At 60.3% G+C, this 23,135-nt stretch carries 16 protein-coding genes and 1 pseudogene; 13 read left to right on the top strand and 4 right to left on the bottom strand.

What is annotated here, in order from left to right:
• Positions 1 to 19: 19 nt before the first annotated feature.
• A complete protein-coding gene (gene sseB, locus ACQUTI_RS07250; RefSeq protein ID WP_004201877.1) occupies positions 20 to 796 on the top strand; it encodes an enhanced serine sensitivity protein SseB in 777 nt (258 codons plus the stop codon).
• Between the two features lie 66 nt (positions 797 to 862).
• On the opposite strand, the gene ACQUTI_RS07245 is transcribed toward sseB, so the two are convergent.
• The 3 genes from ACQUTI_RS07245 to sseA form a co-directional block, all read right to left on the bottom strand.
• Positions 863 to 1,705: a hypothetical protein gene (locus ACQUTI_RS07245; protein ID WP_023318874.1), complete on the bottom strand. Its 843-nt coding sequence runs from the start codon at positions 1,703 to 1,705 to the stop codon at positions 863 to 865.
• A gap of 101 nt (positions 1,706 to 1,806) precedes the next feature.
• A complete protein-coding gene (locus tag ACQUTI_RS07240) occupies positions 1,807 to 2,457 on the bottom strand; it encodes a DUF5066 family protein (protein ID WP_043520429.1) in 651 nt (216 codons plus the stop codon).
• 163 nt (positions 2,458 to 2,620) lie between these two features.
• On the bottom strand, positions 2,621 to 3,478 hold the full coding sequence (sseA, locus tag ACQUTI_RS07235) for a 3-mercaptopyruvate sulfurtransferase (protein ID WP_004201882.1): 858 nt from the start codon (positions 3,476 to 3,478) through the stop codon (positions 2,621 to 2,623).
• 206 nt (positions 3,479 to 3,684) lie between these two features.
• Between sseA and ACQUTI_RS07230 the strand changes: the two genes are divergently transcribed.
• From ACQUTI_RS07230 to ACQUTI_RS07175, 12 genes and pseudogenes are all read left to right on the top strand, one after another.
• On the top strand, positions 3,685 to 8,634 hold the full coding sequence (locus tag ACQUTI_RS07230) for an alpha-2-macroglobulin family protein (protein WP_122543515.1): 4,950 nt from the start codon (positions 3,685 to 3,687) through the stop codon (positions 8,632 to 8,634).
• Positions 8,635 to 10,959, top strand: a complete 2,325-nt coding sequence (pbpC, locus tag ACQUTI_RS07225) for a peptidoglycan glycosyltransferase PbpC (RefSeq protein WP_138100108.1) — start codon at positions 8,635 to 8,637, stop codon at positions 10,957 to 10,959.
• A 160-nt stretch (positions 10,960 to 11,119) separates the two neighbouring features.
• Entirely contained in the window at positions 11,120 to 11,551 is a 432-nt protein-coding gene (gene ndk, locus ACQUTI_RS07220) for a nucleoside-diphosphate kinase (protein ID WP_064187551.1), read from the top strand.
• 358 nt (positions 11,552 to 11,909) lie between these two features.
• Positions 11,910 to 13,076, top strand: a complete 1,167-nt coding sequence (locus ACQUTI_RS07215) for a bifunctional tRNA (adenosine(37)-C2)-methyltransferase TrmG/ribosomal RNA large subunit methyltransferase RlmN (RefSeq protein ID WP_002913894.1) — start codon at positions 11,910 to 11,912, stop codon at positions 13,074 to 13,076.
• A 276-nt stretch (positions 13,077 to 13,352) separates the two neighbouring features.
• A complete protein-coding gene (gene rodZ / locus ACQUTI_RS07210; protein ID WP_017900435.1) occupies positions 13,353 to 14,345 on the top strand; it encodes a cytoskeleton protein RodZ in 993 nt (330 codons plus the stop codon).
• Positions 14,346 to 14,371: 26 nt separating this feature from the next.
• Positions 14,372 to 15,493: a flavodoxin-dependent (E)-4-hydroxy-3-methylbut-2-enyl-diphosphate synthase gene (gene ispG / locus ACQUTI_RS07205; protein WP_004201890.1), complete on the top strand. Its 1,122-nt coding sequence runs from the start codon at positions 14,372 to 14,374 to the stop codon at positions 15,491 to 15,493.
• A 91-nt stretch (positions 15,494 to 15,584) separates the two neighbouring features.
• Positions 15,585 to 16,859 carry a histidine--tRNA ligase gene (gene hisS, locus ACQUTI_RS07200; protein ID WP_114508347.1) on the top strand — a complete coding sequence of 425 codons (1,275 nt, stop codon included), beginning with the start codon at positions 15,585 to 15,587 and terminating at the stop codon, positions 16,857 to 16,859.
• Positions 16,860 to 16,893: 34 nt separating this feature from the next.
• Positions 16,894 to 17,514 carry a YfgM family protein gene (locus ACQUTI_RS07195; protein WP_004201892.1) on the top strand — a complete coding sequence of 207 codons (621 nt, stop codon included), beginning with the start codon at positions 16,894 to 16,896 and terminating at the stop codon, positions 17,512 to 17,514.
• Positions 17,515 to 17,524: 10 nt separating this feature from the next.
• Positions 17,525 to 18,703, top strand: coding sequence for an outer membrane protein assembly factor BamB (gene bamB / locus ACQUTI_RS07190; protein ID WP_004201895.1), 1,179 nt, complete (start codon positions 17,525 to 17,527; stop codon positions 18,701 to 18,703).
• Between the two features lie 113 nt (positions 18,704 to 18,816).
• The gene (gene der / locus ACQUTI_RS07185; protein ID WP_004201897.1) at positions 18,817 to 20,295 is read left to right on the top strand and encodes a ribosome biogenesis GTPase Der; all 1,479 of its coding nucleotides are present in this window, start codon (positions 18,817 to 18,819) and stop codon (positions 20,293 to 20,295) included.
• 117 nt (positions 20,296 to 20,412) lie between these two features.
• Positions 20,413 to 21,492, top strand: a pseudogene (locus ACQUTI_RS07180) (Gfo/Idh/MocA family oxidoreductase).
• A gap of 49 nt (positions 21,493 to 21,541) precedes the next feature.
• Entirely contained in the window at positions 21,542 to 21,760 is a 219-nt protein-coding gene (locus tag ACQUTI_RS07175) for a zinc ribbon domain-containing protein (protein WP_004201901.1), read from the top strand.
• On the opposite strand, the gene xseA is transcribed toward ACQUTI_RS07175, so the two are convergent.
• Positions 21,744 to 23,135 (bottom strand): exodeoxyribonuclease VII large subunit, encoded by a 1,392-nt coding sequence (gene xseA / locus ACQUTI_RS07170; protein WP_064794940.1) that lies wholly within the window; start codon positions 23,133 to 23,135, stop codon positions 21,744 to 21,746. The two genes, ACQUTI_RS07175 and xseA, sit on opposite strands and share 17 nt — an antisense overlap.

The following is a 23,135-nucleotide window of genomic DNA, read 5'->3' as shown; positions in this document are numbered from 1 at the left end:
TTTTTGAAGTAGCCAAACTATGTCCGAAACCAAAAACGAATTAGAAACCCTGCTGGAAAAAGCGGCTACCGAGCCCGCTCATCGTCCGGCATTTTTCAGCGCGCTGCTTGAGGCCACCGTCTGGGTACCGGGCAGCGCAGCCGATGGCGAGCAGATTGTCGAAGATAGCGCGCTGGATCTGCAGCACTGGGAAAAAGATGACGGCACGTCGGTCATTCCGTTCTTCACTTCGCTGGAGGCTCTGCAGCAGGCGGTGGAAGACGAACAGGCTTTCGTGATGATGCCGGCCCGCACGCTGATGGCGATGACTCTCGGCGAATCGCTGTTCCTCAACCCGAAGCTGCCGAGCGGTAAAGAATTCACCCCGCGGGAAATCAGCCATCTGCTCGGGGAAGAGGGCAGCCCGCTCAGCACCCAGACGGTGCTGGAGGGGGGCGAAGCGCTGCTGCTGTCTGAAGTCGCCGAGCCGCCGGCGCAGATGGTGGATTCGCTGACCACGCTGTTCAAAACGCTGAAAACCGTCAAGCGGGCGTTCCTGTGCTCGATCAAAGAGCACGCCGACGCGCCTGCTAATCTGCTTATCGGCATTGAAGCGGAAGGGGATATCGAGTCCATTATTCAGACCACCGGCAGCGTGGCCACCGATACCCTGCCCGGCGATGAGCCGATCGATATTTGCCAGGTGGTAGACGGCGAGAAGGGCATCAGCCACTTTATGATTGCCCATATCACGCCGTTCTATGAAAAGCGCTGGGGCAGCTTCCTGCGCGATTTCAAACAAAACCGCATTATCTGACAGCGGGGGCGCCAGCCCCCGGTTTCGCTATACTTTCAGCTCGATGCCAAAGCGGGTTGGTAAAGATTAATGCAGGGCGGCAACGATTCGCGGATAGGCTGACACCATGTGATAGAGCAGAAATCCCGCCACGCACAGCGTGACGATGCCGTTGAAGAGCGCCATATCCCCGCGCCAGGCCCGGCACCTTTCCTCTCCCAGCAGATAGCGTAGCGCTGCTACCAGCCCGGCGACCAGCATAAACGCCAGTAACACCCCCACCATCTGCGCGCTGACAATATACCAGCCCAGCGGCGTATTCACGCCCCGGGCGCTCATCAGCGCGATCTGCGCCGGCAAAATCGTCTGGAATCCGAGGGTGAGGAGCATCAGAAGGCGCAGATCCGCCAGCTGAGCATCGAATGTGCGGGCCAGACGTCGGGCGTCACGCAGCAGCAGCCCTCCTGACGTCACCGCCGCGGCAACGCTGATGTGCTGGAGAATAAAAATATATAACGCCAGGGTCCCGGATCCGACCCGGGACAAAAAGAACAGATTGCAAAAGACCATGACCAGCAGGCCAAATTTCGTCACCCAGGCACGGAGTACCTCGCCGGGCCAGCGGCGGCTTGACGCCGGGTTGTGCATCATCCATGCGGCAAGCGTCGATTTACCATAACCGGGCGCGAGCAGCACCATCAGAAAACCCAGCAGCGCCTGATGACCATAGGTGATCAGCGGGACGTCTGCCAAAGTGACGCCGAGAAAGCGGGTATAGACGGAAACGGGCGCAGGAACCAGGCTTAGCCATGTTCGGTTCCATTGCGGCCAAAAATAGAGGATCGCGCCGCCGACCAGCAGGCCAGCGATGCCTCCCAGCCAGGGAAGGCGCGGGGAATAAGCAGAATGTGGGTTGGAGACTAATGCCATTTTCACTCCTTGTGGTGACATCAGGTTAGGGATTAAGCGCTCCCTCCTGGAGCTGGCCCCGACGGCGCCCGTTAAGCGCGCTTTCGGCGGGAGATGGTGAATTAGTCAGGGCAACCTTCGAGCCTGGCGTAAAGATCCTCATGAAGATATTCCAGCTCCAGCAAGGCGCCATCGCGTGCCTGGTTGAGGGCTTGCTGATGCTGCCATTCGTCGTGGCTCTCCTCTCCACCGGCAAAAATCTCCTGCAGATATTCAATCAGTGACGATTCTGCCAGCCAAAGGTCATTCTCTTTACCCTCGAAGCGGACGACAGGATATTCACCCTGTTCATCACGCTCGGTGACATAGATAAATACCTGCTGATCTCCGGGATGGCAGAGGCGAATCAGGGCAGGAAGACGCGGATCGTCGTTCCAGACGGGCATCAGCTCTTCAATATCCAGCCCGATCATATCAAGGCCATTCATATAATAAGCATCTTCATCCAGCGAGTCGGAAAGCAGGACGCCATGTTCATCAATGGCGTCCAGAACCGATTCCAGCACCCGTTGACCGTGGGGGCTTGTCAGCTGGCAATCGTAAGCCAGCAGCGCTTTCAAACTTTCCGGAAGCGCCACGGTTTCGCTATTTTGCGGATCGCGGTATTTCCGTACTCGCAGGCGATCCACTTCCTCTACGGGCATCGGTTTTGGGGTGGGATTGCGGTTGTGCTTGTGTACGACATCCATGAGATCCGGTAATGAAAAAGCCATCATTCAATTTCCTTATATAGTGGGTGGCAGTAAAGCGAACACGGCAGGCGCAAGCCCTGCGGCAGCACAGAGTAACCGGTTTAGCGGCTGGCAGGAGAAAGAGGCGGGGAAAATCAGAAATTATTTAGTGGCCGCGGAACGGGGGCCCGCGGCCATACGGCGTTTACTGAGCGGCAGGAGCCGGTTCAATCGGCAGATCGCTGCGCGCCCCCCATTCGCTCCATGAGCCGTCGTACAGGCAGACGCCGTTCACGCCAAGCGTGGTGAGCGCCAGCACCACCACCGCCGCCGTCACGCCGGAGCCGCAGCTGGCGATAATGGGCCGGTCAAAATCGACTCCCTGACGCAAAAAGATGTCGTTCAGCTCGTCGACGGTCTTCAGCTCGCCGTTAATCACCAGATCCGTCCACGGCACGTTAAGCGCGCCGGGGATATGCCCGCGCCGCAGGCCCGGGCGCGGTTCGTCAGCCTGGCCGTTAAACCGGGCCGCCGGACGCGCATCGACAATCTGCGCCGACCCTTCATGGCTGACCAGCAGCACGTCGGTCAGGCGCTTAATTTGCTGAGGATCGAAGCGCACGTCGAATTCCCCTTCGGCCACCTCCGGCACCCCTTGTTCCAGCGGCAGTTCGTCGCGGCGCCAGCCCTCCAGTCCACCGGCCAGAATCGACACCTTCTCCACGCCAAAGGCGCGCAGCATCCACCAGGCGCGAGGCGCGGAAAACAGATTGCCTTCGTCATAAACCACGAGGTGCTTATCGCTGCAGACGCCCAGTTCGCGCATGGCGACGGCAAACGCCTCGGCGCGCGGCATCATATGCGGCAGCGGGCTGGTGTGATCGGACAGCGCCTCGATATCGAAAAACAGCGCGTTCGGCACATGGCCGGCGCGGTACTCCGCGGCCATATCGCGCAGGGCCTCCTGTCCGGCGGGCGCCATGCGGGCGTCGATAATCTGGATCTCCGGGTCATCAATATGTTCCGCCAGCCAGTCGGCGGCGACAAAAAACGAGGTGGACATAGGTGCCTCCGTTTTACTATTCATGACTGAATTGTCGGCGTTTTATCGGGTGCTGACAAGTTAAGGACGCCAGAGTGGGGACGACGTCACGGCACTTTTCTGATTAATCGGCAGAAACCCGCGTCATCACTGTTGAGAAGCGCCGCCTTAACGCATAATAAAAAGTGATAATTTGCATCAGGCCCACTGGCCGAGGGGTTAGAAGGATGAAACCATTTCGTTTAGCGGCGCTGTCACTGGCGCTCCTTACCGCATTTTCATTAACCGGGTGTGATGACAGCGGTGCACCGCAGGCTACGGCCCCGACGCCGGCCGCCGATAGCGGCCCTGGCGCGGCGGCAAAACCGGACAGCGCCCAGCTGGCGGCGCTGGCGGAAAAAAGTCAGGGCAAAGCGCTGACGCTGCTCGACGCCTCGGAGGTGCAGCTGGATGGCGCCGCGACCCTGGTGCTAACCTTTTCCGTGCCGCTGCAGCCGGACCAGGATTTCTCCCGCAGCGTACACCTGGTGGATAAGAAGAGCGGTAAGGTAGATGGCGCCTGGGAGCTGGCGCCGAACCTCAAAGAGCTGCGTCTGCGTCACCTGGAGCCAAAGCGCGAGCTGATTGTCTCGGTCGACCCGACGCTGGTCGCCCTGAACAAGGCGACGCTCGATAAACCATTCGAGAAGACTCTGACCACCCGTGATATCGCGCCAAGCGTTGGGTTTGCCAGCCGCGGCTCGCTGCTGCCGGGCAACGTGATCGCCGGGCTGCCGGTGATGGCGCTGAACGTCGATAACGTCGACGTGAACTTCTTCCGCATTAAGCCGGAATCGCTCTCGGCCTTCGTCAGTCAGTGGGAATACCGCAATTCATTAAGTAACTGGGAATCCGACGAGCTGCTGAAGATGGCCGATCTGGTATACAGCGGCCGCTTTGACCTCAATCCGGCGCGCAATACCCGCGAAAAGCTGCTGCTGCCGCTGAGCGACATCAAGCCGCTCCAGCAGCCTGGCGTCTACGTGGCGGTCATGAACCCGGCGGGTCATTATAGCTACAGCAACGCGGCGACGCTGTTTACCCTTAGTGACATCGGCGTGTCGGCGCATCGTTACCATAACCGGCTGGACGTCTTTACCCAGAGCCTGGAAAACGGCGCCGCCCAGTCTGGTATCGACGTCCAGCTGCTCAACGCCAAAGGGCAGACCCTGGCGCAGGCGAAAAGCGATAGCCAGGGTCACGTCACCCTGCAAACCGATAAAGAAGCCGCGCTGCTGCTGGCGCGCAAAGAGGGGCAGACCACGCTCCTTGACCTCAAACTGCCGGCGTTGGATCTGGCGGAGTTCTCCATTGCCGGCGCGCCTGGCTTCAGTAAACAGTTCTTTATGTTTGGCCCACGGGATCTCTATCGTCCGGGCGAAACGGTGATCCTCAATGCGCTGTTGCGCGATAGCGACGGCAAGCCGCTGGCGGAACAGCCGGTGAAGCTGGAGGTGGTCCAGCCGGATGGCCAGGTGATCCGCTCGGTGATGAGCAAGCCGGTTAACGGCCTGTACCAGTTTACTTATCCGCTCGACAGCGGCGCGGCCACCGGCATGTGGCACATTCGCGCCAGCACTGGCGACAATCAGCCCCGCGAATGGGATTTCCACGTCGAAGACTTCATGCCGGAACGCATGGCGCTGAAGCTGACGCCGCAGGCGGCGCCTGTCGCGCCGAATGCCGATGTCGCCTTTGGCGTCAGCGGCGCTTATCTCTACGGCGCGCCGGCCAGCGGCAACCAGCTGCAGGGCAAACTGTTCCTGCGCCCGCTGCGCGACGCTGTCGCCGCTCTGCCGGGCTTCCAGTTCGGCGATATCGCGGAAGAAAATCTCTCCCGCAGCCTTGATGAAGTCCAGCTGACGCTGGATGAAAACGGCCATGGTGAAGTGACGACCTCAAGCCAGTGGCAGGATAGCCATTCGCCGCTGCAGGTGGTGTTGCAGGCGAGCCTGCTGGAGTCCGGCGGGCGTCCGGTCACCCGTACGGTTATGCAGCCGATCTGGCCTGCCGAGGCGCTGCCGGGGATCCGCCCGCAATTTACCCTGAAGGACGTTTACGACTACCGCACTGACACCACGGTGAAGCAGCCGGTGGTGGATGAAAACAGCAACGCCGCGTTTGATATCGTCTATGCCGACGCCAAAGGCGAGAAAAAAGCCGTTTCCGGTCTGCAGGTACGGCTGATCCGCGAGCGCCGCGATTATTACTGGAACTGGTCCGACAGCGAAGGCTGGCAGTCGCAGTTCGATCAAAAAGATCTGCAGGAGGGCGAGGAGTCGCTGGATTTGCAGGCCGGCCAGATCGGTAAAGTGAGCTTTCCGGTAGAGTGGGGCTCCTATCGCCTGGAGGTGAGAGGACCGGACGATGTCGTCAGCAGCGTGCGCTTCTGGGCGGGCTACAGCTGGCAGGATAACAGCGAAGGCACCGGCGCAGCGCGCCCGGACCGGGTCACCATGAAGCTGGATAAACCGAGCTATAAGCCGGGTGACACCATCAGGCTGCACATTGCTGCCCCGGCGGCGGGTAAAGGCTACGCGATGGTGGAATCCAGCGAAGGGCCGCTGTGGTGGCAGGAGATTGACGTACCTGCCGAGGGGATGGACCTGTCGATCCCGGTGGATAAAGCCTGGAATCGCCACGACCTCTACCTCAGCACACTGGTGGTTCGTCCTGGCGATAAATCCCGCTCGGCGACGCCGAAACACGCGGTGGGCCTGCTGCATCTGCCGCTGGGCGATGAAAACCGTCGCCTGACGCTGGCGCTGGAGGCCCCGGATAAAATGCGCCCCAACCAGCCGCTGACGGTGAAAGTGAAAGCCAGCGTCAAAGAGGGCGAGGCGCCGAAACAGGTGAACGTTCTGCTTTCGGCGGTCGATAGCGGGGTGCTGAATATTACCGATTACGCCACCCCGGATCCGTGGAACGCCTTCTTTGGCCAGAAACGTTATGGGGCGGATATCTATGATATTTACGGCCAGGTCATTGAAGGACAGGGACGTGTGGCCAGCCTGCGCTTCGGCGGCGATGGCGACGAGTTAAAACGTGGCGGTAAACCGCCGGTTAACCATGTGACCATCATCGCCCAACAAGCGCAGCCGGTGGTGCTGAACGATCAGGGCGAAGGGACGGTGACGCTGCCGATCGGTGATTTTAACGGCGAACTGCGGGTGATGGCTCAGGCCTGGACGGCGAATGACTTTGGCAGCAGCGAAGATAAAGTGGTGGTGGCCGCCCCGGTCATCGCCGAGCTGAACACTCCGCGCTTCCTCGCCAGCGGCGACACTACGCGTCTGGCGCTGGATCTCAGCAACCTGACCGATAAACCGCAAACCCTGCAGGTGCATCTTGCCGCCAGCGGGCTGGTGTCCTTGACCGAGGGTCAACTGCCGCCGGTGCAGCTGGCGCCGGGGGCACGCAGCACGCTGTTTGTGCCGGTGAGCGCGCTGGCGGGCTTCGGCGATGGCCAGGTGAACGCCACGATCAGCGGCCTGAGCCTGCCGGGGGAAACCTTCGCCCCGCTGCAGAAACAGTGGAAAATCGGCGTTCGTCCGGCGTTCCCGGCGCAGACCGTCAACAGCGGCGCCGTGCTGCAGCCCGGCGAAAGCTGGCAGGCGCCAGCGGCACAATCGGCAGGTTTCGCCCCGCAGACGCTGCAGGGCCAGCTGCTGCTCAGCGGCAAGCCGCCGCTGAATCTCGCGCGTTATATCCGCGATCTGAAAGCCTATCCTTACGGCTGCCTTGAGCAGACCGCCAGCGGTCTGTTCCCGTCCCTGTATACCAGCGCGGCGCAGCTAAAGGCGCTGGGCATCAGCGGCGATAGCGACGAAAAACGCCGCGCGGCAATCGATGTCGGCATCTCGCGCCTGCTGCAGATGCAGCTGGAAAACGGCGGCTTTGCGCTATGGGATAAAGAGGGGCCGGAAGAGTACTGGCTGACCGCTTACGCCATGGATTTCCTCGTTCGCGCCGGCGAGCAGGGTTACAGCGTGCCGGTCAACGCTATCAATAAAGGCAATGAACGCCTGCTGCGCTACCTGCAGGAGCCGGGGCTGATGACCGTACGCTACAGCGACGACGCCCAGGCCAGCCGCTTTGCCGCTCAGGCCTATGCCGCGCTGGTGCTGGCGCGTCAGCAAAAAGCCCCCCTCGGCGCCTTGCGTGAAATCTGGAGCCGTCACGACCAGGCGCGATCCGGCTTGCCGCTGTTGCAGCTCGGCATCGCGCTGAAAACCATGGGTGATGCGCCGCGCGGCGACGCCGCGCTGAAGCTGGCGGTTGCCACCCCGCGTCAGGATGAGAAACGCTGGCTGGGCGATTACGGTAGCCCGCTTCGCGATGACGCCCTGAAGCTGGCGCTGCTGGAAGAGAATAAGCTGCTGCCGGAGGTGCAAAATCAGCTTTTGAGCACGCTGTCGCAAGAGGCCTATGGCCAGCGCTGGCTGTCGACCCAGGAAACCAACGCCCTGTTCCTTGCCGGACGGACGCTGGCCGACCTGCCGGGCAGCTGGCAGGCGCAAACCTCGCTGGAGGCGGAGCCGCTGACCGGCGACAAAGCGCAAACCCGCAACCTCGACGGCGATCGGCTGGCGGCACTGCAGGTGAGCAACACCGGCAGCCAGCCGCTGTGGCTGCGCCTCGACAGCAGCGGCTATCCGCAAAGCGCGCCGCAGCCGGGCGGTAACGTCCTGGGGATTGAACGAACTATTTTCGATACCCAGGGGCAGCAGAAATCGCTGTCATCACTGCGCAGCGGCGAACTGGTACTCGTCAAGCTGGAGGTGACCGCCAAACGCAACGTGCCTGACGCGCTGGTGGTTGATCTGTTGCCAGCCGGTCTGGAGCTGGAAAACCAGAATTTGGCCAACAGCAGCGCCAGCCTGCAGGAGAATGGCGAAGCGGTGCAAAACCTGCTTAACCAGATGCAGCAGGCGGATATTCAGCATATCGAGTTCCGCGATGACCGTTTCGTCGCCGCAGTTGCGGTCAATGAAGGTCAGCCGGTGACGCTGGTCTATCTGGCGCGAGCGGTGACGCCGGGCACTTATCAGGTCCCGCAGCCGCAGGTGGAATCGATGTATGTGCCGCAGTGGCGGGCGACCGGAGCGGCCAGCGGCCCGCTCACCGTGACGCCGTAAATGCGCGTATTGCCTCGGGTAAAACGCTGCTGGCGCGGGCTGGCGGCGTTTATTTTTCTGCTGTGGCTAGCGGTGCTGGCGGCCGATCGCCTGTGGCCGCTGCCGCTGCGGGACGTTACGCCCGCCCGCGTGGTGGTGGCGGAAGACGGGACGCCGCTGTGGCGGTTTGCCGACGCGCAGGGCGTCTGGCGTTATCCGGTCACTCTCGCCGACGTGTCGCCGCGTTATCTTCAGGCGCTCATCCAGTATGAAGACCGCTGGTTCTGGCGCCATCCGGGGGTCAATCCCTTCGCTGTAGTGCGCGCCGCCTGGCAGGATCTTACCTCCGGGCGGGTCATTTCCGGCGGCAGCACGCTTACCATGCAGGTGGCGCGCCTGCTCGATCCCCACCCCCGCACTTTCGGCGGCAAGCTGCGCCAGCTATGGCGTGCGCTGCAGCTGGAGTGGCATCTGTCAAAAAGCGACATTCTGACCCTCTATTTGAACCGCGCGCCGTTTGGCGGCACCCTGCAGGGTATCGGCGCGGCCAGCTGGGCCTATCTCGGGAAGCCGCCTGCCAGGCTTAGCTACGGCGAGGCGGCGCTGCTGGCGGTGCTGCCCCAGGCGCCCAGCCGTTTACGTCCGGACCGCTGGCCGCAGCGGGCCCAGGCGGCGCGCGATAAAGTGCTTGCGCGTATGGTCAGTCAGGGCGTCTGGCCGGAGCAGGCGGTAAAGGAGGCGATGGAGGAGCCGGTGTGGCTGTTTCCGCGCCAGATGCCGCAGCTGGCGCCGCTCTTCGCCCGTCGGGCGCTGGCGAGCAGTGGTGATGAAAAGGTGGTGACGACCCTCGATGCCGGACTCCAGCGGCAGCTTGAGGATCTGGCGCTGAACTGGAAATCGCGCCTGCCGCCGCGCAGTTCGCTGGCGATGGTCGTGGTCGATCACACGGATATGAAAGTCCGCGGCTGGGTGGGTTCGGCGGATATTACGGACGACAGCCGCTTTGGCCACATTGATATGGCGTCGGCGGTCCGTTCGCCGGGGTCGGTGTTGAAACCCTTCATTTATGCGCTGGCGATGGATGAGGGGCTGATTCATCCGTCGTCGTTATTGCAGGATGTGCCGCGGCACTTTAGCGATTATCGCCCCGGTAACTTTGACAGCGGCTTTCACGGCCCGGTGAGCGCCAGCGAGGCGCTGGTGCGCTCCCTGAATCTGCCGGCGGTCCAGGTGCTTGAAGCCTACGGGCCCAAACGTTTCGCGGCGAATTTGCGCAATGCCGGGTTGCCCCTGATGCTGCCCGCCGGCGCCGAGCCAAATCTGTCGTTGATCCTTGGCGGCGCCGGGGCGAGGCTGGAAGATATCGTCGCGGCATACAGCGCCTTTGCCCGCCACGGGAAGGCGGCGCGGCTGCGCATGAAGCCCGGAGACCCGCTGGTGGAAAAGGCGCTGCTATCCCCGGGGGCGGCGTGGATCGTCCGGCGCATCCTGGCCGGCGAAGCGCAACCGGTTCCCGATGCCTCACTCCCGCAAGTGGCGCCGCTGGCCTGGAAGACCGGCACCAGCTACGGGTATCGCGATGCATGGGCGGTGGGTCTCAATGCGCGTTATCTGATAGGCATCTGGACCGGGCGTCCGGACGGTACGCCGGTGGTGGGGCAGTTTGGTTTCGCCAGCGCGGTGCCGTTGCTCAATCAGGTCAATAATCTGCTGCTCGCCCGCCCGGCGATGAGCCGCGGCGGCCTGCCGGTCGATCCGCGCCCGGCAACGGTCAGCCGCGGGACGCTATGCTGGCCCGGCGGCCAGGCGCTGCCGGCGGGCGACAGCAACTGCCGTCGTCGCCTGGCCAGCTGGCTGCTGGAAGACAGCCAGCCGCCGACCCTGCTGCTGCCGGGGCAGGAGGGCGTGCGCGGGATCCGCTTCCCAGTGTGGCGTAATGAACACGGCGAACGGGTGGCGGCGGATTGTCCCGGGGCGCGCGAAACGGTGGTTGAGGTTTGGCCGCTGCCGCTGGAACCCTGGCTACCGCCGGGTGAGCGTCGCGCCGCGCGTCTGGGGCCGGCATCAAGGGCATGTCCGCCGCTGCAAACTCAGGATGTCGCACCGCTGGTGCTCTCCGGGGTCCGCGAGGGGGCGGTGATTAAACGTCTGCCGGGCGAGGCGCGGGTGATGTTGCCCCTGCAAACCAGCGGCGGGGAAGGGCGGCGCTGGTGGTTTATCAACGGCCAGCCGATAGATGCCGCCGGCGCGAGAACCACGCTAACCCTGGATAAGCCCGGCGAGTGGCAGCTGGTGGTGATGGATGAGGCAGGGCAAACGGCGGCCGCGCGTTTCACCCTGCAATAACCAGGGTAAATTTGTTGTTGGCGGTTTGTGTTTTCAATACTCATCTTATTTTAACAAAATGTTACCTTCATCCGTAGGCAGGGGCGGGGATGCTCATTATAATGCGCGCCAGGCCATACGATCGTATGTGCAACAACAGAACATTTAATTAGAGGTAATCATGGCTATTGAACGTACTTTTTCCATCATCAAACCAAACGCGGTGGCAAAAAACGTTATTGGCAGCATCTTTTCCCGCTTTGAAGCTGCAGGGTTCAAAATCGTCGGCACCAAAATGCTGCACCTGACCGTTGATCAGGCTCGTGGTTTCTATGCTGAGCACGAAGGTCGCCCGTTCTTCGACGGTCTGGTTGAGTTCATGACCTCCGGCCCGATCGTGGTTTCCGTCCTGGAAGGCGAAAACGCGGTTCAGCGTCACCGTGACCTGCTGGGCGCGACCAACCCGGCAAACGCGCTGGCGGGTACCCTGCGCGCTGACTACGCTGACAGCTTCACCGAGAACGGCACCCACGGTTCCGACTCTGTAGAATCCGCTGCTCGCGAAATCGCGTTCTTCTTTGCTGAAGGCGAGGTTTGCCCGCGCACTCGCTAATCCTCGTCGTCTTTTCGACCGTCGCGGCGTTGGCTGCGCGCGTTCACCCCGGTCACATAGTTATCTATGCTCCCGGGGATTAATGAGAGGCTCCTGCCTCTCACCGGAGGCCAGCCTAGGGCTGGTCAAATTCGTTCCCGACGAATTTGTCACTTGCTTGCCGCCTTGCGACAATCGAAAAGCCTTAGAGGATTGAGCAGTCAGTTACAGATTTTTTATCATTGCTTTGTGCAAACGTGGCAATGATGCGCCAGAATTTGTAGAATATAGCGCCCCTGGACGAGCTGTCGCTCTCCGGGGCGTTTCTTTTTCAACCCACCTGGGGCCATAACGTGTAATAACGAGGCCGGAAAACATTATGTCTGAACAAATTGTCACGCCTGATACCGCCGCTCTGACGGTGCCGAACAAAGATGCCAAAATCAACCTGCTGGATTTAAACCGTCAGCAGATGCGCGAGTTTTTCAAAAACATGGGCGAGAAGCCTTTCCGCGCCGATCAGGTGATGAAATGGATGTATCACTACTGCTGCGACGACTTTGATGAGATGACTGACATCAACAAAGTCCTGCGCAGTAAACTGAAAGAAGTGGCGGAGATCCGCGCCCCGGAAGTAGTTGAAGAACAACGCTCAACCGACGGGACCATCAAATGGGCGATTGCCGTTGGCGATCAGCGCGTCGAGACCGTCTATATCCCGGAAGAAGACCGCGCCACCCTGTGCGTCTCCTCCCAGGTAGGCTGCGCGCTGGAGTGTAAATTCTGCTCCACCGCCCAGCAGGGCTTTAACCGTAACCTGCGGGTTTCCGAAATTATCGGCCAGGTCTGGCGCGCGGCGAAAATCGTCGGCGCGGTGAAGACCACCGGCGTACGTCCGATCACCAACGTGGTGATGATGGGCATGGGCGAGCCGCTGCTGAACCTCAACAACGTCGTTCCGGCGATGGAAATCATGCTCGACGATTTCGGCTTTGGCCTCTCCAAACGTCGCGTCACCCTGTCGACTTCCGGCGTGGTGCCGGCGCTGGATAAACTCGGCGATATGATCGACGTCGCGCTGGCGATCTCCCTGCACGCGCCGAACGATACCATTCGTGACGAAATCGTCCCGATCAACAAAAAGTACAACATCGAGACCTTCCTCAACTCGGTGCGCGGCTATATTTCGAAGTCCAACGCCAACCAGGGCCGGGTGACCATCGAGTACGTGATGCTGGATCATGTCAACGACGGCACTGAGCACGCCCACGAACTGGCGGCGCTGCTGAAAGATACGCCGTGTAAGATCAACTTGATCCCATGGAACCCGTTCCCGGGCGCGCCGTATGGCCGCAGCTCTAACAGCCGCATCGACCGTTTCTCCAAAGTCCTGATGGAGTACGGCTTTACGACCATCGTGCGTAAAACGCGCGGCGACGATATCGACGCCGCCTGCGGTCAGCTGGCGGGCGATGTTATCGACCGTACCAAGCGCACGCTGCGTAAGCGGATGCAGGGCGAAGCGATTGACGTAAAAGCGGTCTGACAAATGATGGCCCGTGCAGCGCAGGCGGCACGGGCCATATTTATGACCTATAGCCAGGCGAAATACGCTGATTCGGTTAATAATTACGGTGCGTTTTTGTCGACTTTGAGGCAGTATGTAGCGGCACAACAACCGCTTAGCATTCAATTTTGATTCGTCTCTGTGATCGCGCGGCTGACAGTCCTATACTGTGAGGCTGACGTACCACAGATGTCTCGCGGCGCCGGCTTTTTCCCGCGCTGAACTTTAAATTTCACGTACCAGTAGTTGTAGCGAATGAATACTGAAGCCACTCAAGATCATCAAGAAGCAAACACCACGGGCGCGCGTCTGCGTCACGCCCGCGAACAACTCGGACTTAGCCAGCAAGCGGTGGCAGAACGCTTATGCCTGAAGGTGTCCACGGTTCGTGATATTGAAGACGATAAGGCGCCTGCCGACCTCGCTTCCACCTTCCTGCGCGGTTACATCCGCTCCTATGCTCGCCTCGTACATATTCCAGAAGACGAGCTGCTGCCGATGATGGCCAAGCAAGCGCCCATCCGTGCGGCGAAAGTCGCGCCAATGCAGAGCTTCTCTTTAGGTAAACGTCGCAAAAAACGCGACGGCTGGCTGATGAGCTTCACCTGGCTGGTGCTGTTTGTGGTTATCGGCCTGAGCGGCGCCTGGTGGTGGCAAGACCATAAGGCGCAGCAGGAAGAGATCTCCACCATGGCCGATCAGTCTTCCGCTGAGCTGAACAGCGGCGACACCAGTAGCCAGAGCGTGCCGCTGGATACCAGCGCCCCGGCAGCCCCGACCGCCGATAGCGCTGCGAACAGCGCGCCAACCGATACCGCCAGCGCCCCGACCACCAGCGCACCGGCTCAGACGCCAGCGGACAATAACGCCGTTGTCGCGCCTTCCCAGGCCAATGTCGATACCGCAGGCGCAGCCCCGACGGCGCCGGCTACCCCGGCCACGCCGTTGCCGACCAATCAGGCGAACGTGACGAACCCGGCGGCATCGGCGCAGGATCTGGTGATGAACTTTTCCGCCGACTGCTGGCTGGAAGTGAGCGATGCCACCGGCAAAAAATTGTTCAGCGGCCTGCAGCGTAAAGGCGGAAACCTGAACCTGAGCGGTCAGGCACCGTATAAGCTGAAAATTGGCGCCCCGGCTGCGGTAGAGATCCTGTATCTGGGCAAGCCTGTCGATTTAAGTCGTTTTATCAGAACTAACCAGGTTGCGCGTCTGACCCTTAATGCCGAATCATCACCGGCGCAGTAACAGACGGGTAACGCGGGAGATTTTTCATGCATAACCAGGCTCCGATTCAACGTAGAAAATCTAAACGTATTTACGTTGGTAATGTGCCAATTGGCGATGGGGCTCCCATCGCCGTTCAGTCAATGACCAATACGCGCACCACTGATGTGGCTGCGACCGTAAATCAAATCAAAGCGTTAGAGCGCGTAGGCGCGGATATTGTCCGCGTCTCTGTTCCGACGATGGACGCCGCCGAGGCGTTCAAACTGATCAAACAGCAGGTCAACGTCCCGCTGGTCGCCGATATCCACTTTGACTACCGTATTGCGCTGAAAGTCGCAGAATATGGCGTCGACTGCCTGCGTATCAACCCAGGCAACATCGGCAACGAAGAGCGCATCCGCATGGTCGTAGATTGCGCACGGGATAAAAACATCCCGATCCGCATTGGCGTCAACGCCGGCTCGCTGGAAAAAGATCTGCAGGAAAAATATGGCGAGCCGACGCCGCAGGCGCTGCTCGAATCCGCTATGCGCCACGTTGATCATCTCGATCGCCTTAACTTCGATCAGTTTAAAGTCAGCGTTAAAGCCTCTGACGTCTTCCTGGCGGTAGAGTCTTATCGCCTGCTGGCGAAACAGATCGATCAGCCGCTGCACCTCGGGATCACCGAAGCGGGCGGTGCGCGCAGCGGCGCGGTGAAATCGGCGATCGGTCTTGGGCTGCTGTTGTCCGAAGGGATCGGCGATACGCTGCGCGTCTCGCTGGCGGCGGATCCAGTGGAGGAGATCAAGGTTGGCTTCGATATCCTCAAATCGCTGCGTATCCGTTCCCGCGGTATTAACTTCATCGCCTGCCCGACCTGTTCGCGTCAGGAGTTTGACGTTATCGGTACGGTGAACGCCCTGGAGCAACGTCTGGAAGATATCATCACCCCGATGGATGTTTCGATCATCGGCTGCGTGGTGAACGGCCCGGGCGAAGCGCTGGTTTCCACCCTCGGGGTGACCGGCGGCAACAAGAAAAGCGGCCTGTATGAAGACGGCGTGCGTAAAGATCGCCTGGACAACAACGACATGATCGACCAGCTTGAAGCGCGGATCCGCGCCAAAGCCTCGATGCTCGATGAAGCCCGTCGGATTGACGTTCAACAGCTTGAAGCAAAATAACGTGTTGGGAAGCGATACGCTTCCCGTGTATGATTGAACCTGCGGGCGCGAGGCGCCGGGGTTCATTTTTGTATATATAAAGAGAATAAACGTGGCAAAGAACATTCAAGCCATCCGTGGCATGAACGATTATCTGCCGGGCGAAACCGCTCTCTGGCAGCGCATTGAAGGCTCACTGAAGCAGGTGCTCGGTAGCTACGGTTACAGCGAAATCCGTTTGCCGATTGTAGAGCAGACCCCGTTATTCAAACGCGCGATCGGCGAAGTGACCGACGTGGTTGAAAAAGAGATGTACACCTTTGAGGACCGCAACGGCGACAGCCTGACGCTGCGTCCGGAAGGGACAGCGGGCTGCGTACGAGCCGGCATCGAACATGGTCTGCTGTACAATCAAGAACAGCGCCTGTGGTACGTCGGGCCGATGTTCCGCCACGAGCGTCCGCAGAAAGGCCGTTACCGCCAGTTCCATCAGATCGGCGCCGAAGTTTTTGGCCTGCAGGGGCCGGACATCGATGCGGAGCTGATCATGCTGACCGCGCGCTGGTGGCGTGAGCTGGGCATCTCCGATCACGTTAGCCTTGAGCTGAACTCCATCGGTTCGCTGGAAGCCCGCGCCAACTACCGCGACGCGCTGGTGGCTTATCTCGAGCAGTTTACCGATAAGCTTGATGAAGACAGCAAACGCCGGATGTATACCAACCCGCTGCGGGTGCTGGACTCCAAAAACCCGGACGTGCAGGCGCTGCTGAACGACGCGCCGGCGCTCGGCGATTATCTCGACGAAGAGTCGAAAGCCCACTTTGCCGGCCTGTGCGCGTTGCTTGACGATGCCGGGATCCGCTATATCGTCAACCAGCGCCTGGTGCGCGGTCTCGACTACTATAACCGCACCGTGTTTGAGTGGGTGACCACCAGTCTCGGTTCCCAGGGCACCGTCTGCGCCGGCGGCCGTTACGACGGTCTGGTTGAGCAGCTTGGCGGTCGTGCCACCCCGGGCGTGGGCTTCGCCATGGGGCTGGAACGTCTTGTTTTACTGGTCCAGGCAGTGAATCCGGAATTTAAAGCCGATCCTGTTGTCGATATATACCTGGTAGCCTCCGGAACCGATACTCAGTCCGCCGCCATGCGTCTGGCTGAGCAGGTTCGCGATGCGCTACCCGGCGTGAAACTGATGACCAACCACGGCGGCGGCAACTTTAAGAAGCAGTTCGCCCGCGCTGATAAGTGGGGCGCACGCGTCGCGCTGGTGCTGGGTGAGTCAGAGATCGCTGACGGAAACGTGGTAGTGAAGGATTTACGCTCAGGTGAGCAAACTACCGTAACGCAGGAGAGCGTTGCCGCGCATTTGCGCACACTTCTGGGTTAATCTCCCGGGAATTATTAGTCAGGAGAAGGACTGCGTGGAAACTTTTAACAACGAGAACGATCAGGTCGATGCGCTGAAGCGCTTCTTTGCCGAAAACGGCAAAGCGCTGGCGGTCGGGGTGATTTTAGGGATTGGCGCGCTGGTTGGCTGGCGCTACTGGACCTCCCATCAGCAGGATACCGCCAGAGACGCGTCGCTGGCTTACGAACAGGCGACTTCCGCGCTGAAATCAAATACGCCAGAAGTGCTGTCAGGGGCGGAGAAGTTCGCGGCTGACAATAAAAATACCTACGGCGCCTTCGCTTCTCTCGAGCTGGCACAGCATTTTGTTGAACAGAACGATCTGCCGAACGCCGAAAAGCAGCTTCAGCAGGGGCTGGCTGCCGCGTCTGATGATAATCTGAAATCGGTTATCAGTATGCGTCTTGCCCGCGTTCAACTGCAGATGAAGCAGGCTGATGCGGCGCTGAAAACCCTCGACAGCATTAAAGGTGAAGGCTGGACCGCTATTGTGGCTGATTTGCGCGGCGAAATTCTGTTGAGCAAAGGCGATAAGCAAGGGGCCCGTGCGGCGTGGGAAGCTGGCGTGAAAAGCGATGCTTCTCCTGCGCTCAGCGAAATGATGCGTATGAAAATGAATAATTTGTCCATCTGAGAGGGACTCGATGCAATTGCGTAAATTACTGTTGCCAGGGCTGCTTTCCGTTACCTTGCTGAGCGGGTGTTCGCTGTTTAATAGCGAAGAAGATGTGGTGAAAATGTCACCGCTGCCGACGGTAGAAAACCAGTTTACGCCGTCCACGTCCTGGAGCACCTCGGTTGGCGATGGTATCGGCGAATTTTACTCTAACCTTCATCCGGCCTTCGCCGACGGCGTTGTTTATGCCGCTGACCGTAAAGGCACCGTCAAAGCGCTGAACGCCGATGACGGTAAAGAGGTATGGTCGGTGAATCTGGCGGAGAAAGATGGCTGGTTCTCGCGTACCCCGGCGCTGCTTTCCGGCGGTGTGACCGTCTCGGGCGGCCATGTTTATATCGGCAGTGAAAAAGCGCAGCTGTATGCGCTGAATACCAGCGATGGTACCGTGGCCTGGCAAACCCGCGTCGCCGGCGAAGCGCTGTCGCGCCCGGTGGTGAGCGATGGCATGGTGCTGGTCCACACCAGTAACGGCCAGCTGCAGGCGCTGAATGAGACCGATGGCGCCGTGAAATGGACGGTGAACCTGGATATGCCTGCGCTCTCCCTGCGCGGCGAATCCGCTCCGGCCACCGCCTACGGCGCGGCGATCGTGGGCGGCGACAATGGCCGCGTCAGCGCGGTATTGATGCAGCAGGGGCAGATGATTTGGCAGCAGCGTATTTCCACGGCCACCGGGCCGACGGAAATCGACCGTCTGAGCGACGTCGACACCACGCCGATTATCGTCAACGGCGTTGTCTATGCGCTGGCTTACAACGGTAACCTGACCGCGCTGGATCTGCGTAGCGGCCAGATTATGTGGAAACGCGAGCTGGGTTCGGTGAATGATTTCATCGTCGATGGCAACCGTATCTATCTGGTTGACCAGAATGACCGCCTGCTGGCGCTGACTACCGATGGCGGCGTGACCCTGTGGACACAAAGCGATCTGCTGCACCGTTTGCTGACCGCGCCGGTGTTGTATAATGGCAATCTGGTGGTCGGCGATAGCGAAGGCTATATGCACTGGGTGAACCCGGAAGATGGCCATTTTGTGGCGCAGCAGAAAGTGGACAGCTCCGGCTTCCTGACCGACCCGGTTGTGGCCGATGGTCGACTGCTGATCCAGGCGAAAGACGGTACGCTGTACGCGATTACGCGTTAATTACCGCTGTCGTGAGTGATTAAGAAACGGCCCCTGGCAGACAGGGGCCGTTTTGACTTTTTTAAAAACGTCGTTATGACGATGTTGCTTAGTGATTGTATGAGGCATTTAACATGATACCTGTGGTCGCGCTTGTCGGGCGCCCTAACGTTGGAAAATCCACGCTCTTTAACCGCCTGACGCGCACTCGTGATGCGCTGGTTGCGGATTTCCCGGGGCTGACTCGTGACCGTAAGTACGGTCGGGCCGAAGTCGAAGGCCGCGAATTCATCTGTATCGATACCGGTGGTATTGATGGTACGGAAGAGGGCGTGGAAACCCGGATGGCGGAGCAGTCGCTGCTGGCAATCGAAGAGGCCGATGTGGTGCTGTTTATGGTCGATGCGCGCGCGGGCCTGATGCCGGCGGACATCGCGATCGCTAAACACCTGCGCTCTCGTGAAAAGCCCACCTTCCTGGTGGCTAACAAAACCGACGGCATCGACGTCGACCAGGCGATGGCGGACTTCTGGTCGCTTGGCCTGGGCGATATCTATCCTATTGCCGCTTCGCACGGCCGCGGTGTGACCAGCCTGCTGGAGCAGGCCCTGCTGCCATGGGTAGATGAGGTTAATCCGCAGGAAGAGGTGGATGAAGACGCCGAATACTGGGCAAAATTCGAAGCTGAGCAGAACGGTGTAGCGGAAGAAGAGCCGGAAGACGACTTCAATCCGCAGGATCTGCCGATCAAACTGGCGATTGTCGGACGTCCCAACGTCGGTAAATCGACGCTCACCAACCGCATCCTCGGCGAAGATCGCGTGGTAGTTTACGATATGCCGGGCACTACCCGCGACAGCATTTACATCCCGATGCAGCGTGACGAGCGCGAATACGTGCTCATCGATACCGCCGGGGTGCGCAAGCGCGGCAAAATTACTGACGTGGTGGAGAAATTCTCGGTCATCAAGACCCTGCAGGCGATTGAAGACGCCAACGTCGTGCTGCTGGTGATTGATGCCCGTGAAGGCATCTCCGATCAGGATCTGTCGCTGCTGGGCTTTATCCTCAACAGCGGTCGCTCCCTGGTGATCGTCGTCAACAAATGGGACGGTCTGAGCCAGGAAGTGAAGGAGCAGGTGAAAGAGACCCTCGACTATCGTCTGGGCTTTATCGACTTTGCCCGGGTGCACTTCATCTCCGCCCTGCACGGCAGCGGCGTCGGCAACCTGTTTGAATCGGTACGTGAAGCCTACGATAGCGCTACCCGCCGCGTAAGCACCGCGATGCTGACCCGGATCATGAACATGGCGGCGGAAGATCATCAGCCACCGCTGGTTCGCGGCCGACGCGTGAAGCTGAAATATGCCCACGCCGGGGGCTACAACCCGCCTATCGTGGTGATCCACGGTAACCAGGTGAAGGATCTGCCGGATTCCTACAAGCGCTACCTGATGAACTATTTCCGTAAATCCCTGGACGTGATGGGCACGCCAATCCGTATCCAGTTCAAGGAAGGGGAAAACCCGTTCGCCAATAAGCGCAACACCCTGACGCCGAACCAGATGCGTAAACGTAAGCGCCTGATCAAGCATATCAAGAAAAGCAAATAATCATTAAACCCGCTTCGGCGGGTTTTTTGTGGCCGCCGCGCCGGTAAAAGTCAAAACTTTCCGCCATAATCCCGCGATACTTCGCCGGGAACAGACCGGCTCAAAAGTGGACTTATTATGCAGATTGGTTTTATCGGCCTTGGCGCGGTGGTAGAAACTGCCTATTTACCGGCGCTGCGCCGCCTGGGATACCGTATTGATAGCTGCCAGGGCTATGACCTGGACTGCAGCAGAGCGCTGCCGGGGATCCAGCGCCGCAATTCGCTGTCGGCGCTGCTGGCCGAACCCCTGGATACGCTCTTCATTACCACCTCATCTCTCCAGCACTTGCCTGTGCTGGAGAGGGCGTTAGCCAGCGCCATTCCCCGCATCGTGGTGGAGAAACCGATTGTGGCCAACCTTTAGCAGGCCGCCCGGCTGCGGGCGCTGCTGGCGCCGGCCGGGGAGGCCGGTCGCGTGCTGGCCCTCGACCACTGGATGGCGCGTGGGTTAGCGCTGAACGCTCTTGCTCCGCCGTGGCAGGCGGAAGAGGAGGCCAGCGGCCTGCCGCCGCCGCACCTTTCAGCGCAGGATATCGTCTGGATCGAAGGCTATTTGCTGGAGCCAAGCGGCTTTAACGCTGCCGGAGAACCGGTCGCGCTCAACTTTGCCACCGGCGAGCTGGATACCCGGCAGCTGCGTCATCCCGACGGCGTGATCCTCGATATCGGTACCCATGTCCTGGCGATGCTGCGTGAAACCCTGCTCGGCTGCAGAGGCGATGTGACGCTGGACCTCGCCGTCCGGGTGGTGAAAGACCGTCTCGGCCGGGACATTGCTCATGGGGATATGGTCACCGCCGAGGGAGAGGCGCATCTGCAGGGACGCCTGGGCGATATCCCGCTGAATATCTGGCTTAACAAATATGCTGGTCCCGCGGGCGGGCAAAAGGGAATGCGGATAGGGCTGCGGGATGGGCGAATGCTCGCCCTCGATCGCGCCCCTGATGGCGAGGTGGCGACGCTACAGGACGGTGAGCGGATCCAGCGCTGGACCCGGCCCGGAGCGATCTATTCGCACTGTCTCGATGAGCAGATCCTTGGCGCGGAGAATGTGTTTACCCGGGCGCCCGAAAGCGTGGCCGGGCTGACGCGGCGTCGGCTTGAGGAAGTGGAGTGGCAGCTCAGGTTGCAGCAGCAATTACGCGGCCCTCATTAAACCCGGAACATGGTAAAATAGATGCAGATAAACGTTGAAAGGAATGGTTATGGAACTTGATTGCCCTCTGTGCCACGCGCCGTTAGATGTCAAAGGCAGCAGCGCGCATTGCGCTCAGTGCGAAAGGGTATTTGCCCTTGAGGCGCGCTGCCCGGAATGCCACCAGCCGCTGGAGGTGCTGAAAGCGTGCGGCGCGGTGGATTACTTTTGCCAGCACGGGCACGGCCTGATCTCGAAAAAACGGGTGGAATTTATTCCGCTGGTTTAGGCGGCGATGGCTTTCTGGCCCGCGTTTTTTTCACCGGCGCAATCTGCCTCACTTCGCTTTCGACCCAGCCGTCTTTCAGGCGGGTGGTGAGCAGATCGCCGGTTTTGACCTGTTTTGTCTGCTTTAGTACCGTGCCGTCGCTCACCGAAGTGACGCTATAGCCGCGCGCCAGGGTGGCTAAGGGACTCACCGCCTCCAGATGGGTCACCGCGTGACCAAACCGTTCACGCCGCTCGCTGAGGCGGCCACGCATCGTTTCCGCCAGCCGGTATTCCAGCTGCTGGAGGCGCGATTGAGCCCGGTGGATGCGCGGCTGCGGGTTGTAGTGATTCAGGCGCTGAACATTACGCTTTTGCCGCTGATCGGCGCGTTTCAACTGCGATTCCACGGCGATGCGCATCCGCTGGCGCAGGCGTTCCAGAGCGGTCTGCTGGCGGGCCAGCCGCAGCTGCGGGTGCTGCTGCTGCAGACGATGGAACAACTGGGTAAAACGGCGCTGGCGACTGGCGAGGAAATAGTCCATCGCCATCTCCAGCCGCTGCTGCCCGGCCTGCAGCTGGCGCAGCAGCTCCTGCTGATTGCGGCTGACGATCTCTGCGGCGGCAGAAGGGGTCGGCGCGCGCAGGTCGGCAACAAAATCAGCGATAGTGACGTCGGTTTCATGGCCAACGGCGCTGACGATAGGGATCTGGCTGGCGAAGATAGCTCGCGCCACCCGCTCATCGTTAAAACTCCACAGATCCTCCAGCGAACCGCCGCCGCGTCCGACAATCAGCACGTCACACTCCCGGCGCGCGTTCGCCAGCGCGATGGCGCGCACAATCTGCCCGGGAGCATCGTCACCCTGAACCGCGGTCGGGTAGACGATCACCGGCAGCCCGGGGTCGCGGCGCCTGAGGACATGAAGAATATCGTGCAACGCGGCACCGGTTTTCGAGGTGATGACCCCGACGCAGCGGGCGGGGGAGGGGAGCGCCTGCTTATGTTTTTGATCGAACAGCCCTTCCGCGGTTAACTGCGTTTTCAGCTGCTCATACTTCTGCTGCAGCAACCCTTCGCCGGCGGGCTGCATGCTTTCAACGATAATCTGGTAGTCGCCGCGCGGCTCATACAGGGTGATGTTGGCGCGAACCAGCACCTGCTGCCCGTGCTGCGGGCGGAACGTGACCCGGCGGTTGCTGTTGCGGAACATCGCGCAGCGCACCTGGGCGTTATCGTCTTTTAAGGTGAAGTACCAGTGGCCGGAAGAAGGCTGGCTGAAGTTAGAGATCTCGCCGCTGATCCAAACCTGGCCCATTTCGCGCTCAAGCAGCAGACGCACCGTCTGATTGAGGCGGCTTACGGTAAAAATTGCGGGGGATTGAGAGGGTAACAT

Origin of the sequence: Klebsiella sp. 7-CIP_Kleb. (assembly GCF_050378655.1) — a bacterium.
GTDB lineage: Bacteria > Pseudomonadota > Gammaproteobacteria > Enterobacterales > Enterobacteriaceae > Klebsiella > Klebsiella quasipneumoniae.
Note: the sequence above shows the minus strand (reverse complement) of the source record. Positions and strands in the feature narration are given on the sequence as shown.